This window comes from Micromonospora arborensis (genome assembly GCF_003205615.1).
GTDB lineage: Bacteria > Actinomycetota > Actinomycetes > Mycobacteriales > Micromonosporaceae > Micromonospora > Micromonospora arborensis.
Window position 1 is genome coordinate 1 of sequence record NZ_PYBV01000063.1, and the last position, 13,020, is coordinate 13,020.

General features: G+C 71.0%; 13 protein-coding genes. 5 read left to right on the plus strand and 8 right to left on the minus strand.

Annotated features, from left to right (window positions below):
• Window positions 1-735, plus strand: a 735-nt coding sequence (locus C7C45_RS32025; protein ID WP_208641496.1) for an endo-1,4-beta-xylanase, incomplete at its 5' end; no start/stop codon positions are given.
• Window positions 736-822: 87 nt separating this feature from the next.
• Here C7C45_RS32025 and C7C45_RS32030 read toward each other — a convergent pair.
• From C7C45_RS32030 to C7C45_RS32040, 3 genes are all read right to left on the minus strand, one after another.
• Window positions 823-3,723 (minus strand): glycosyl hydrolase, encoded by a 2,901-nt coding sequence (locus tag C7C45_RS32030; protein ID WP_110568519.1) that lies wholly within the window; start codon window positions 3,721-3,723, stop codon window positions 823-825.
• A 157-nt stretch (window positions 3,724-3,880) separates the two neighbouring features.
• Window positions 3,881-4,288 (minus strand): MmcQ/YjbR family DNA-binding protein, encoded by a 408-nt coding sequence (locus C7C45_RS32035; RefSeq protein WP_110568521.1) that lies wholly within the window; start codon window positions 4,286-4,288, stop codon window positions 3,881-3,883.
• A 40-nt stretch (window positions 4,289-4,328) separates the two neighbouring features.
• Complete coding sequence (locus C7C45_RS32040) at window positions 4,329-5,027, minus strand: DUF1223 domain-containing protein (RefSeq protein ID WP_110568524.1); 699 nt, start codon at window positions 5,025-5,027, stop codon at window positions 4,329-4,331.
• Between the two features lie 152 nt (window positions 5,028-5,179).
• Here C7C45_RS32040 and C7C45_RS32045 point away from each other — a divergent pair, with 152 nt between their 5' ends.
• Entirely contained in the window at window positions 5,180-5,482 is a 303-nt protein-coding gene (locus tag C7C45_RS32045; RefSeq protein ID WP_110568526.1) for a GNAT family N-acetyltransferase, read from the plus strand.
• A gap of 173 nt (window positions 5,483-5,655) precedes the next feature.
• Here the strand turns inward: C7C45_RS32045 and C7C45_RS32050 are convergent, their stop codons facing one another.
• Window positions 5,656-6,582 (minus strand): 5'-3' exonuclease, encoded by a 927-nt coding sequence (locus C7C45_RS32050; protein WP_110568527.1) that lies wholly within the window; start codon window positions 6,580-6,582, stop codon window positions 5,656-5,658.
• 58 nt (window positions 6,583-6,640) lie between these two features.
• On the minus strand, window positions 6,641-6,868 hold the full coding sequence (locus tag C7C45_RS32055; protein WP_110568529.1) for a hypothetical protein: 228 nt from the start codon (window positions 6,866-6,868) through the stop codon (window positions 6,641-6,643).
• A gap of 341 nt (window positions 6,869-7,209) precedes the next feature.
• On the opposite strand from C7C45_RS32055, the gene C7C45_RS32060 reads away from it, so the two are divergent.
• Together C7C45_RS32060 and C7C45_RS32065 are read left to right on the plus strand one after the other, a co-directional pair.
• On the plus strand, window positions 7,210-7,860 hold the full coding sequence (locus tag C7C45_RS32060) for a hypothetical protein (RefSeq protein WP_110568531.1): 651 nt from the start codon (window positions 7,210-7,212) through the stop codon (window positions 7,858-7,860).
• Window positions 7,861-7,950: 90 nt separating this feature from the next.
• Entirely contained in the window at window positions 7,951-8,355 is a 405-nt protein-coding gene (locus tag C7C45_RS32065; protein ID WP_167454906.1) for a thioredoxin family protein, read from the plus strand.
• 163 nt (window positions 8,356-8,518) lie between these two features.
• Here the strand turns inward: C7C45_RS32065 and C7C45_RS32070 are convergent, their stop codons facing one another.
• A complete protein-coding gene (locus C7C45_RS32070) occupies window positions 8,519-9,082 on the minus strand; it encodes a GNAT family N-acetyltransferase (protein WP_110568535.1) in 564 nt (187 codons plus the stop codon).
• A gap of 134 nt (window positions 9,083-9,216) precedes the next feature.
• Window positions 9,217-10,512, minus strand: coding sequence for an MFS transporter (locus C7C45_RS32075; RefSeq protein WP_110568537.1), 1,296 nt, complete (start codon window positions 10,510-10,512; stop codon window positions 9,217-9,219).
• Between the two features lie 82 nt (window positions 10,513-10,594).
• Here C7C45_RS32075 and C7C45_RS32080 point away from each other — a divergent pair, with 82 nt between their 5' ends.
• The gene (locus tag C7C45_RS32080; protein ID WP_110568539.1) at window positions 10,595-11,482 is read left to right on the plus strand and encodes a winged helix-turn-helix transcriptional regulator; all 888 of its coding nucleotides are present in this window, start codon (window positions 10,595-10,597) and stop codon (window positions 11,480-11,482) included.
• Window positions 11,483-11,550: 68 nt separating this feature from the next.
• Here the strand turns inward: C7C45_RS32080 and C7C45_RS32085 are convergent, their stop codons facing one another.
• Window positions 11,551-12,921, minus strand: coding sequence for a glycosyl hydrolase family 18 protein (locus C7C45_RS32085; protein ID WP_110568542.1), 1,371 nt, complete (start codon window positions 12,919-12,921; stop codon window positions 11,551-11,553).
• Window positions 12,922-13,020: the final 99 nt, after the last annotated feature.

Here is a 13,020-nt window from a genome sequence, read left to right on the forward strand (position 1 = left end):
CGGGACTTCCGGTCCCGTGGTGTGCCGATCGACTGTGTGGGGTTCCAGTCGCACCTGGGCACCTCGTTGGCCAGTGACTACCAGGCGAATCTGCAGCGTTTCGCCGATCTCGGTGTGGATGTGCAGATCACCGAGCTGGACGTGATGAGCGGCGGCAACCAGGCGAACATCTTCGCCGGGGTCACCCGCGCGTGCATGAACGTCTCACGCTGCACCGGCATCACCACGTGGGGTGTGCGCGACTGTGACTCGTGGCGCGGGTCGGACAATGCCCTGCTCTTCGAGTGCAGCGGTAACAAGAAGGCGGCGTACACGAGCGTCCTGAACGCCCTCAACGCCGGCCCCGGCATCACCCCGTCGCCGACGACCCCCGGGCCGACGACGCCTGGCCCGACCACCCCGCCGCCCACGACGCCGCCGCCCACGACGCCTCCGCCGGGTCCGGACGGTTGCACGGCGTCGGTGTCACTGAACTCGTGGACCGGCGGTTTCGTGGCCAGCGTGAAGGTCACCGCCGGCTCGGCCGGTACGAACGGGTGGAACGTCAGCGTCACGCTTCCCGGTGGCGCGAGTGTCACCAACACCTGGAGCGCGACGGCCAGTGGCTCCACCGGCACGGTGCGGTTCACCAACGTCAACTACAACGGCCGGCTCGGCGCCGGCCAGGTCACCGAGTTCGGCTTCCAGGGCACCGGCAGCGCGGCTGGCGTGACGCCCACCTGCACCGCCTCCTGACCGAGCACGCCTGACTGAGCTGTTTCACCCCGGCCGGTGTGCGGGACCGATCCTGGTCCCGCACACCGGCCGCGACGTGCGGGCCGATCAGGAGTACGGCAGCCGCAGCACCGACTGGTTGCCGATGCCCACGGTGCTGGGGTTGTTGCCGATCGCCGACCAGACCTCCACCCGGACCGTGCCGTTGCTCAGCGCGCCCAACGTGCCGGTGGCCGAGGCCAGGCCGGCGCTCTGGGTGTAGTGCTCGTAGCCGGGAACCGGGTCGGTGGCGAAGTAGCGCAGCGTCTCCACCCGGTCCCAACTGCCGTTGCCGGTGAGGTCGTAGGAGATCCGCGCCTGCACACCGTTGCCGACCGCTGTCCCGGCGTCCACGAACAGGTCGAACGTGGTCTGCCCGCCGGAGTAGGCGAGGTTGAGGCCGGTCGCCGTGAAGACCTGCGCGTTGGTGGGCGTACCGTCGTGGTTTCCGTTGGCCGCCGCGACAGTCGTCGTGGCCGCGCCACCGGCGGCGCCCAGCCCACCCCCGGGCAGCAGGTACCGCGTCGGGCTGCCCGAGGTCGGCGGCGGGGTCGTCGGCGGCGGCGTGGTCGTGGGCGGGGCGGTCGTCGGTGGGGGAGTCGTGGGCGTCGGCCCCGGCGGCACGCCGCCGGCCGCGTTGCCACCACTCCAGGTGTACGCCCCGGTGGTGGCCGTCCTGCCGGCCCCCACGGCGAGGGTGGTGCCGTTGGAGAACGTCACAGTGATCGGCGACGCGGTCGGATTCGACGCCACGTAGGTGCGCGCGCCGTTGCGGGAGAACACCGCCGACAGCGGGTGGTTGCCGGTGACCGTCGTGTCGACATTACCCAGGGCAGCGAGGTTGCGGATCCAGTGGAAGGTGTGCGCCCGGCTCTCGCCCTCCTCCGGGGTGTAGCCGGGGTTCGCGCGGAGGTTCGCCAGCGCCGCGTCGGGGTCGCCGAGAGCCTGGAACTGCCAGAGGATGTCCTGCCACACCGTCGGCTGCCCGCCGTTGTTACGGACCAGTTCGGCGTAGTTGGTCCGCACGTACGCCGGGTTGTTACCCAGGTAGAGGTGTCCGCCGGTGACCGGCAGCAGGTTGATGCCCTGGATCATCTCCGGCTCGCCGCTGAACCAGGTGGCGTACGCGCCGCCGTCACCCCAGACCATGCCGACCGTCGAGTGCCCGAAGGCCGCGGGGAAGTTCTGGTCGCTGACGTCGAACCAGTACTCCTGGATCGCCGCCGCCTGGGTGGTGTAGAGGAAGACGCCGGCGTCGCGGACGGCCGTGTCACCCGTCACCTGCCCCCACTGGATCAGGGCGTTGGCGAAGTTCATGCCCTCCGACGAGGACTCCTGGTTGTTGCCGGAGCCGAAGGAGCCGTGCCCGGACGCCCAGTCGTGGCCCGCGTAGATGTCGAAGTCGCGCAGGTACGGGAACCGGGTGTCGTCGCGGCGGTAGTTGTTGGCGTCCCGGATCAGCAGGTCCACCATGCCGCCGTAGCGGCTGGTGGCCGCCCACGCCGGGTCGAACTTCGCCAACGTCGCGGCGGCGGCGACGAAGTAGCCGTAGTGGAAGTGGTGGTCGTTGAGCTCCTGGTCGGAGCCGTACGACGCCGGGTAGCCGATCAGCGTGCCCCAGTTGTTGTCGTAGTAGAAGACCCTGCTGGTCTTGCCACTGGACGCGGTGAACCAGTCGGTCAGCGTGGTACGGATCGCGGTCAGCGCGCTGTCGCGCGTCGCGGTGTCGTTGACCAGGTCGGCGATCTCGGCGATGCGGGCGGCCCGACCGAGCCCCTTGCCGGTCCAGTAGGTGTCGTTGCCGCGCTGGTCCATCGGGTTCGCACGGACGGCGGCCAGTTGGCTGGTGAGCGTGGCCAGATCGGTGCCGCTCCCGTCGCCGACGGCCGGCAACTCCGGCAGGACACCCTGGAACTTCATGGCGGTACGGAACTGGCTGACGCCGGTGAGCACCTTCATCCGACCCCGTGCCGACGGGTAGGTCGGTGTGATCGCGGTGGACCCGCTCAGCGACTTCCACTGATGCGGGTAGAGGCTGACCACGGTCTGCGTGGCGGTCCCCTCCCGGGCGGTCGTGGTGAACGCGTACGTGGTGGTCAGGCCGCTGGTCGCCGGGTTGTAGGCGTACGACACCTGGGTGCCGGTCACGTGGGCGTGCGCGTACCGGCCGTAGGTCGCGGCCAGGTCGGCGCGCTCCGCCGCGCTCGACGTCGGTGGCAGGAGTGCGACGGAGAAGTAGCCCCGACCGGCCAGGGTGGACGAGATCCGGCCGCCCGACACGGTCCAGGTGGCGCCGCTGGGCGCGTAACCGACGTAGTCGTGGCCGTTGACCCGGAAGCCGATGGTGGCGCCGCTGTTGGACCAGACGTCGGGGGTGCCGGCGGCGCCGATCACCGCGTCCCCACCGGTGGCCTGGAAGTACGCGAAGGGCAGCCCGTGGCCGATGGTGGCGCGTAAAGTCCGGGTGCCGTCGCTCCAGTGCGGGCTGACTGTCCAGTCGGTCCAGCCGTCGACTCTGACCAGCGGCGCGGCGAGCCCGGCCACGCCGACCCGGATGTCCTGCACGTACGGGTAGTGGAATTCGCCGACGCCGGTCGCGGTGCCGCTGATGGCGGCCGTGGAGTTGGCCGAGAAGCCGAGGCCGTCGGTGAAGGTGTCGTACGAGGTCGGGTGGGCGTGCAGGGGTTCACTGAAGGCGCAGTCGGTGCGCTTCCACAGCAGCGAGGACCACCAGTCGTTGGTGGGCACCGGCCCGGCGGGCGCGTTGGCGGTGGCGAACTGCCGGGGGTTGCTGGACATCGCGCCGCATCCGCTGGGGAGCGGGCCGACGGGGGTGGTGGTGTAGCTGCCGGCGCCGACGGGTGCGGCCTCGGCTGCGCGGGTGACGGGGATCGCGAGACCGCCGACGACCAGGGCCAGAGCGGTGGCGGTGGCCAGGGCCCAGCGGCGGTGGGGGACGGGAGGTTTCATGGTGCCTCCATCGCGCGCCGGGGTGCGGCCCTAGCCGGGTCCGACGCGTTGCGTCTGAATTGGGGGAGAAGGTCAAGCGAGAGAGCGCTCTCACAGCAACGGTAATGGAGTACTGAGATCCCCGTCAATGTGTCCTACCCGTTGCGTGCCGATGTCGCTAGGCGCCGGCGCCCGCGCTCGTTGCGACGACCGATCCGTCGGAGTCGTCGAGGTCGCTCAGCAGCGCCTCGGGCGCCCGCATCCGCCACGCGTCGGTCACCAGCTCGTTCAGTCGCTCGACCTCGACCGCCGGTAGGCGCAGCAACACCAGGGGCAGGCCGTCGTAGCCGGGCGCGGTGAAGAACAGGTCGGGCTCGCCGAGCAGGAGCGCCTGCTTCTCGGCCTCGTCGCCGACGAACAGCACCGCGACGTCGAGTCGGATGACCCGCGGCTTCCCCGGGACGCGCTCCGGATAGGACCAGACGAAGCCCTTGTCGGCCACCCGGAAGTCGAAGCCGTCGCTGGCGATCTCCGCCGTGTGCGGCAGCGCCAGCGCCAGACGGCGTACGTCATCGGCGTCAGCCACCGAGCCTCCTCGCACCCCGCACCACCCGCATGTGTCGAGATTACGCGGTGGACAACTCGATGGTGGTGGCGCCGACGATGCCCTGCTCGCCGTTCTCCTGCACATAGCCGACGACCGTCGCGCCGCCCGGGTCGAGATCCGGCGGCACCGCCAGCTCCACCCGTCCCCGCCCGGTGTTCAGGCTCATCGACGTGAAGGCGCGTACGACGTTGTCCTGCCGCAGCGTCCGCCCGGCGTTCTCGCCTCGGGCGACCTCGCTGACCAGCCCGCGCTCCACCACCGCCACGTTCAACACCGTGCGCCCCGGCGGCTGCCCGGCCTGGTAGTCCACCACCACCCGATGCCCGCCGTCGGCGTCGGCGACGGAGAGTGCGAGAGGCGTGGTCATGGTCGACGTCAGGGCCGACGCGATCGCACTCGCCGCCCGCCGACGGTCGGATCCGACGAACTCGACGGTGCCGTTGACGACCATCTGCGGTGTGTACAGGCGTCCGGTGCCGAAGGCGCGGGCGTACGCCTCCTGCCGTGCGGTGTACGCCGCGTCCGCGAATCGGTCGGGCCAGCCCAGATAGTCCCAGTAGTCGACGTGGAATCCGAGGGCGTAGACGGGCCGCCCCCGCTCCCGGGCGTCGCGCTCGATCTCGGTCAGCACCTCCTCGGCGGGAGGGCAGCTCGAGCAGCCCTGGGACGTGAACATCTCCACGACGGCGATGCCGCCGTCCGTCGACGGGTCTGTCATGTGGCGCGTCTCCTCCCGCGAGCCGATCGGGCGGCGCTGCTGCCGGCCGGCGCCGCTGCGTTTCCCGCTACGGCCGAGACAATGCGCGTGCTGTCGCCCCCCGGGGCCGGCCTCGACGGGAGCGGTGCCCGGGTGGGTGGTTGGATGGTCGGGTGCAGTTCACCGTGACAGACGTGCCGGAGCGGGAGCGATTCGAGGCGCGCGACGAGGCGGGTGTGGTCGCCGGGGTCGTCACCTACCAGCTGACCGGCACCATCATCGCCTACACCCACACCGAGGTCGATCCGGCGTTCGAGGGCAGGGGCGTCGGCTCGACGCTGGCCCGCGCGGTGATGGACGACGCCCGGGCCAGGAAGCGGACCGTGGTGCCCATCTGCCCGTTCCTCGCCGACTGGCTGGTCAAGCACCCGGAGTACGAGGGCATCGTGGTCCGAACGACTCGCAAGGTCAAATAGGTTCCGAACGGGCAGGGGCTTCGCTACGGCGCCGAGGCGATCCCCTCCACTCGCCGACGTTGGGGTATCCGGGGCGGTTGATACCCCAACATCGCCGATGTGGTGTCGATCATGTCGATGGCTGACCCGCGCCTCGCGGCGTGGCTCCGGGCCGGACGCCGCGAGGGCGCTGGTCAGGTGTCGGCGCGGGCGGCGAGAGCGTCCACCAGCCGGCGGGCCGAGCCGGCCAGGTTCCACCGCTCGGCAAGCTCGACCAGCCGGTCCGGGTCGACCGGGGCGGTGGGCAGCGCGGTGGGCAGCTCCGGCAGTGGCACGTCCAGGGCGACCCGGACCACCGTCGGCGCGACGCCCAGGTAGTCGCGGGCTGCGGCGAGCTTGGTGCGCAACCCCGGTGCGAAGGACGAGTCGGAGTCGTCGAGCGCGGCCAGGATGCCGGCGACGCTGCCGTACCGCTCGATGAGCCGGGCGGCCGTCTTCTCACCGACACCCGCCACCCCGGGCAGCCCGTCGCTGGGGTCGCCGCGGAGGGCGGCGAAGTCGGCGTACCGGTCGGCCGGCACGCCGTAGCGGGCCCGCACCGCGGCGTCGTCGCAGTCGTCGAGCTTGGCGACACCACGCCCGACGTAGAGCAACCGGACCGGCCGGGCGTCGTCGATGAGCTGGAACAGGTCCCGGTCGCCGGAGACCACCTCGACCGGGCCCGGCTGCGTCACCGAGAGCGTGCCGAGCACGTCGTCGGCCTCGTAACCGGTCGCGCCGACTGAGGTGATGCCGACCGCGGCCAGCACCTCCAGGATCATCGGCACCTGCGGGGAGAGTGTGTCCGGAACGACTTCGCCGCCCTGCGGGGCAACCCGGTGCGCCTTGTACGACGGCAGCAGGTCGACCCGCCACGCGGGACGCCAGTCGTAATCCAGTGCGCAGACCATCCGGTCGGCGCCGCGTCCACGAATGAGGGTTGCCAGCATGTCGAGGAAACCGCGCACCGCGTTGACCGGGGTGCCGTCCTCGGCTCGGGCGGCAGACTCCGGAATGCCGAAGAAGGCCCGGAAGTAGAGGCTGGCTGAATCGATCAGCAGGATCGGGGGTCGGTGTGCCACGCCGGACAGCCTGGCACAAGCCTCCGACGATCAGGGGTACGCCCGGCCGTCGGCGGGGTCAGCGCTGCTCGTCGCGCCGGTAGACGGTCTCCCGCCGAGCCAGGTGCTGCACGACGTAACTGGTCACCAGCAGCAGGATCGCGACCACCACCTCGACCCAGGCCGCGACGCCGTCGGCCACGGTGACGCCGATGATCAGCAGGACCAGGCCGACGAGTGCGAGGACCCCGGCCCACAGTTGGCGGCGACGGCGTGTCGCGACGCGGTTCGCCTCGTTCGCTGCCATGTGGTCCTCCCGGTCGGGGAGTCCGCGTGGGCTCCCCGACCCAGGCTAGGGCCCCGGCTGCCACTCGAAGGGGAAAACCACGGTGCGGGCGGGTTCTCGCACGGCCCGAGCCGTCGTCACGGGGCAGCCCGGTTGGACCAGCCTCGTCCGTCGTACGATTCCGTCGGTGGCGCCGCTAAGCGGCGGTACGGCGAGGCGCAGTCCCCGGACGGCGTCGTCGCGGTGGTGGCGTCCGGGGGATGCCGGTCCGGCTTACGCTGAGCACCGCCGCGTTGCGGCTGGGGCGGAGGCACTGGTGGAGGGCCGGCAGCCGACCAGGTGCCGTGACGCGGGGAGGGCCGATGGACGAGCGAGCAGCGCGTCAGGCGGAGTTGCTCGCTCAGGTGGGGGCCAGATTGGCCCCGGGCGAGGCCCTGCGGGAGGCGTGCTGGTTCACCCGTGTCCCGGGCCGCCGATCGGCCGGGGAGGTGTTCCGTGCCGAGGTGAACCCGCTGCGGGTGGCGGAGGGGCTGGCCTGGGATGCTGCCGGGGTGACGGCCTCCACCGGGCCGGGGATCGAGTGGTACCAGGCGGCCCGCAACGGGGTGCTCGGCGGTCCGCCAGGTTCGCTGGGGGTCGAGCTTGACGAGCAGTTGCCCGAGCCCAGAGTCGCCCAGGTGCTGGCGCTGACAAACCGTCGTGTGCTGGTGCTGCGCCGGCAGGGCGTTCGACCGACCGTGACGGAGCCAGCCCCCGGGGGCGGGCTCCGGGACCGCCTGTCGGCGGCGGCTCGCCAGGTGCGGGCGGCCTGGCAGGGGCCCAGCCCGGCGGATCGCGACGCGCCGCTGGAGGTGGCCTGGCAGGTGGGCCTCGAGCAGTTGGCCCGCATCGACGCGCTGCCCGGCGGCACTATCGGGCGCCTCGCGCTGCTCTTCGCTGACGGCTCCTGGATCGTGCTTGGCCCGCCGGACGCCGCAACCGCGCTGCGGATGGCGGCGTCCCGCGCCGGCTGATCCGTCGATCATCCACCTGCACAGACGCGGCCTGCGTCGAATTTGAACCAGGGCCATCTGTCGGACGTCAGTCGCGATGTGATGCGAGCATTGTCAAGCAGTGAACACAACGTCGTCCTGGCGTCGGGAATCGCCGTACTGGTCTTCCGGTGGAGCGAAAGCTCGGCGTGTCAGCAGTTTCAGCCGGAACTCGACAAGTTTGTAGCTCAGTACCCGGAGTGCCCGGTCTGGACGGTCGAAGCCGTCGAGCAGAAGGACCTGGCCGAGCTGCATCATCTGCGGGCGCTGCCCACCATCGTCGTCTACCGGGACGGCCTGCCGGCCCGGCGATTCGCGGGGTCGATGCTGGCGGACGACCTGGCGGAGACGGTGACCGAGGTGGCTCAGGCCGATATGCAGGAGGAGCTCAACGACTGGATGAGCGAGATGGTGGAGACCGGTGAGGCCGGATCTCCGTTCGTGTCAGCGTCCCGCTCCTCAGGGCCTGTTTCATAAGAACTGGTCGGCCGGTGGCGGAGTCCGGACGACGACCGGCGGCGTTGCGGTTTCGTTCGGATACCACACCAGTGTCCGAACGAAACCGCGCCGTGCCGAATCGCCGCCCGGGCTCCGCCTCGGCTCGACCGCCGTGGATGCAGAACGGCCGTTCGCACCGTGGCTACTGCCGCTCCCACTGCTCCTTGGTGATCTCGTACCGTACGCCGCCGTGCTCGGAGCCCTCGACCATCTCCATGTCGGAGGGAGTGGGGATGGTGTCCGCGAGCGTCATTTTCAGCTTCTCCATGATGTTGCGCGAACCGCGGTTCACGGACATCGTCTCAGCCCAGACCATGCGCACACCGAGTTCCGAGAACGCCTTCCCCAGCAAGGCCCGCGAGCCCTCGGTGGCATAACCGTTGCCCCAAGCCGCCTGCCGCAGACGGTAGCCGAGTTCGACTTCGTCCAGCGGGCCCTCCGGCTCGGGACGCAGGATGAACCAGCCGATGAACGCGCCGCTGTCCTTCTCGTGCGCGGCGAATAGTCCGAGGTCGCCGTCCCACTTCTCGTAGCCGGCGAGGATGTTCGGGAGGTAGCGCTCGCGGACGATCTCCGGTGCGGTCGGATTGCCGCCGCTCAGGTAGCGCATCACCGCCGGGTCGCTGTCCAGCTCGATCAGCAGGTCCGCGTCATCGGCAGTGAAACGGCGCAGCGCCAGGCGCTCGGTCTCCAGGTAGGTGTCCACGAGTCGATCATGTCTGAAGCAAGTCGGGCAGCCCAACGGTTTTTTTCGGCAACTGTGCCCGTCGTGCTGACCGCCTCCGAGCGCCACCGCGCGGCTTCTGACGATCTGTCTGGTGCCGACGACAGACGGTCGTCTCAGCGCCGCGCTCCTGTTGCCATCTCGTCGATCGGTCCGGTTGTCGCCTGCCTTGCCGATTCGGCCTCGTCCCGGTCATGGTCGGTCAGGTCGCGCAGGTGCCGGACGGGGGAGAGCAGCAGCACCAGCGGCGCGCACACCAGGGTCGCCGCGAAGACGAACAGGGTGGCTCGGGCGCCGAACGGGCCGGCCAGCGCGCCGGCGACCAGCCCGCCGACGGGAATCGCGCCCCAGGAGACGAACCGCACGGTGGCCATCACCCGGGAGAGCAGGTCGGGTGGGCTGGCGATCTGTCGGTAGGTCCGGGTGGTCACGCTGAGCACCACCGTCCCGAGGGAGAAGATGACGCTGCCGACGGCGAAGGCGGCGTACGCCAGCCAGCCGGTGCCCCCGGGGATCAGGAACGCCCCGGCGACCGTGGTGAAGCCGGCGGCGATCAGCGCGCGGGCGGTGCCGATCCGGGTGGTGATCCGCGCGGTGAACGCCGCCCCGACCAGCGCGCCGACCCCCTCGATGGCGATGAGCAGCCCGACCAGGCCGGCCGGGGTGTGCAGCTCGCGGACCAGGTAGAGCGGGAAGAGCGCGTACTGTGCGCCGCAGGCGAAGTTCATCGCCGTCGCGGCCCACATGCTCGGCCCCATCACCGGGTGGTGCACGACGAAGCGCCAGCCTTCGCGAATCAGCTCGCCGATCGGTGGCCAGCGCTCCGGCACGTCGACTCGGCTGGCGGGCAGCGTGCGCAACAGTGCCGCCGAGACGAGGTAGCTGGCCGAGTCGACGAGCAGGGTGGGCACCGGGCCGAGGGCCTGCACGGCGAACCCGCCGAGGGAGGGGCCGCTGAGCTGGGTGGCGGCGTGGGTGGCCGAGGTGAGGCTGTTGCGCGACTGTAGTTGCTCGCGGTCCACGATGCTGGGCAGGAAGGTCGAGTTGGCCACGTCGAAGAGCACGTTGGCGAAGCTGACCACGAGCGCGGTGACCACCAGGTGGGCGACGGTGAGGTGGTCCCACCACCAGGCCAGCGGAATGGACGCGACGGCGACCGCGCGGGACAGGTCGGCGCCGACCTGGGTGCCGCGCAGCGGCAGGCGCTGCACGATGACGCCGGCGGGCAGCCCGATCACGATCCAGGCGACGTAGCTGGCCGCGGCGATCACGCCCATCTGGAACGCGGAGGCGTCGAGGACGGTGAGCGCGGTCAGCGGCAGGGCCACCGAGCCGACCGCCGACCCGACCAGGCTGGTCGTGCCGGCGGTCCACCAGCGCCAGAACACTCCAGCTCGATCTTCGACGCGCATGTCGTCGGCCCCCGTTCGTCGAACTAGTGAGTTCCAATCTGAAACGGACTATAGTCGGGGCGAGGACGGACGGAGGTGACGGGTGCGGCGAGAGGAACTTGCTGATGCGGACTGCGGCATCGCGCAGGCGCTCGGCGTGCTGGGGGATTGGTGGACGTTCCTCATCGTCCGGGACGTCGCCGGTGGGACGACCCGCTTCGACGCGCTGCAGCGGGAGCTGGGTGTCAGCCGACGAGCGCTGACCGAACGCCTCGCCGCCCTGGTCGAGCACGGCGTGCTGGAGCGTCGGCCGTACTCCCGACACCCGCCGCGCTTCGACTATCTGCTGACCGCCAGGGGCGAGGGGCTACTGCCGGTGCTGATCGCGTTGCAGGACTGGGGAACGAGGCACCTGATGGGCGATGGCGAGCTGACCGCGACCGCCGACGCCGACTCTGCCGAGGCCCGCCGGGTGCACGACCTGATCGGGCGACGGCTGCCCGAGGTCGTCCTGCCCGGGCCGGACGGGCAACCGGTCGCGCTGACCGGCGGTGGCGCGTGGAGCGTCCTCTACCTCTTCCCCGGGGCCTACGCGCCCGGGACGCAGGGTTACCCGCCGGGCTGGTCCGACATTCCCGGCGCCCGTGGCTGCACCCTGGAGTCGACCACCTACGCCGACCGGTACGTGGACTTCCAGACCTCCGGGGCGCGGGTGTGGGGGGTCAGCACGCAGCGGCCCGACCAGCTCGCCGACTTCACCGCGTACGCCGGGCTGCCGTTCCCGCTCCTGTCCGACCAGGACGGCCGGCTCGCCGCCGGGTTGCTGCTGCCCACCTTCCGGGCTGGCGGGATCACCCGGTTCAAGCGGCTGACGCTGCTGGTCGACCCCACGGCGGTGGTGCGAGCCGTGCAGTTCCCGGTCGCGGACCCGGCCGGCTCGGTGCAGGAGATGCTCGCCCTGGTCCGCGAGCACACCAGGACCCCCGGCTGACGCGGGGCGTCAACGCAAGGCCCCCGGCTGACGCGGGGCGTCGACCGGGGACCTTGTGGGCGGCGCTGTCAGGCCGGGAGCGTCCAACGCTGGTTGGCGCCGGCGAAGCAGTCCCAGATCTGCAGCCGGGTGCCGTCGGCGGAGCTGTTGTCGGTGGCGTCCAGGCACTTGTTCGACTGCGGGTTGCGCAGCGTGCCGTTGGACTGCGCCTGCCAGACCTGGGCGCCGCTGCCGTTGCACTCCCAGAGCTGGACCTTCGCGCCGTTGGCGGTGGAGCCGCTGGCGATGTCGGCGCACTTGCCGAGGGCGCGCAGTGTGCTGTCGCTGGCCACGGTCCAGGTCTGCGCGTTGGTGCCGTTGCAGGCGTAGAGCTGGACGGCGGCGCCGTTGGCGGTGCTCGCCGCGGCCACGTCGACGCACTTGCCGGCGATGCCGGTGATCGGGCCGGTACGACCGGTCGGCGGCGGGGTGGTGCCGCCCATGATGGTGTCGTACATGGCGCTGACCAGCGAGGTCGAGCCGGTGGTGTCCTGCGACAGCTCCCAGTTCATCACGCCGCCGGCGTTGGCGAGCGCCCACTGCGTCTTGCGCTTGACCGTCGGGACGCCGTTGTAGCACTGCTGCGCGCCGCCCGCCGTGGTGCAGTCCCGGTTGGCGTTGGCCGGGTCCAGCGCGACCAGCGCCGAGTAGGTGTAGTAGCCGGGGCGGCTGTAGAACGGGATGCCGAGCACGGCCTTGCTGGCCGGCAGGCCGCGGGCCTTCCACAGGTTGACGCTGTTGATCGACCAGTCGTAGTTGGCGTGCGGGCTGCCACCGTCGTACGCCATGATGTTGAGCCAGTCGACCTGGCCGAACACGGCCGTCTGTACGCCCTGGACGCTGCCGCCCTCGGAGACGACGGCGGCGGTGAGCAACTTGCCGCGGCTGTGCATCGCGCTGCCGAGCTGCGTCATGAGCTGGGTGTAGTTGTTGGCCGAGGTGCCCGGGTCGGGGTATTCCCAGTCCATGTCGACGCCGTCGAGGTTGTACTGGTTGACGAAGTTGACCAGGTTGTTGACGAAGTTGGTCCGGCTGCCGGAGTTGGCGGCCAGGGCCTCGAAGGCCGAGTCGTTGCCGTCGTTCCAGCCGCCGACGGCGATCGACACCTTGACGTTGCTGGCGTGCGCGAGGGAGACCAGCGAGGAGAGCTTGCTCGGGTTCTCCACCGCGCGCAGGCTGCCGTCGTTGTTGGGCAGCACGAACGCGTAGTTGATGTGGGTGAGCTTGTTGTACTGGACGGTGTTGACGTTGCCGGCCCAGGAGGGCATGTAGCCGACGCTCTTGAAGTTGTTCGGCAGCACCACGGCCTGCGCGGCGGTGGAGGTGACGGTGAGGGTGGCGCCGGCGGTGGCCAGCGCGAGCAGGCCGGCGGCGAGGGCGCGGCGCAGTGGTGAGGACATCGGGGGCCTTCCCGTGGGCGGGGGACGACGCCCGCCCGCGCAGGGTTGTCGCGGGCGGGAGGTGCGGGACGCAGGGGCGGGTGGGCCTCGAGGCAGCCA

Bases quoted from the DNA above. Each gene is read 5' to 3' on its own strand.
- C7C45_RS32075 (WP_110568537.1), bottom strand. From the start codon at position 10,512: ATGCGCGTCGAAGATCGAGCTGGAGTGTTCTGGCGCTGGTGGACCGCC.
- C7C45_RS32040 (WP_110568524.1), bottom strand. From the start codon at position 5,027: ATGACAGACCCGTCGACGGACGGCGGCATCGCCGTCGTGGAGATGTTC.
- C7C45_RS32085 (WP_110568542.1), bottom strand. From the start codon at position 12,921: ATGTCCTCACCACTGCGCCGCGCCCTCGCCGCCGGCCTGCTCGCGCTG.
- C7C45_RS32030 (WP_110568519.1), bottom strand. From the start codon at position 3,723: ATGAAACCTCCCGTCCCCCACCGCCGCTGGGCCCTGGCCACCGCCACC.
- C7C45_RS32060 (WP_110568531.1), top strand. From the start codon at position 7,210: ATGGACGAGCGAGCAGCGCGTCAGGCGGAGTTGCTCGCTCAGGTGGGG.
- C7C45_RS32055 (WP_110568529.1), bottom strand. From the start codon at position 6,868: ATGGCAGCGAACGAGGCGAACCGCGTCGCGACACGCCGTCGCCGCCAA.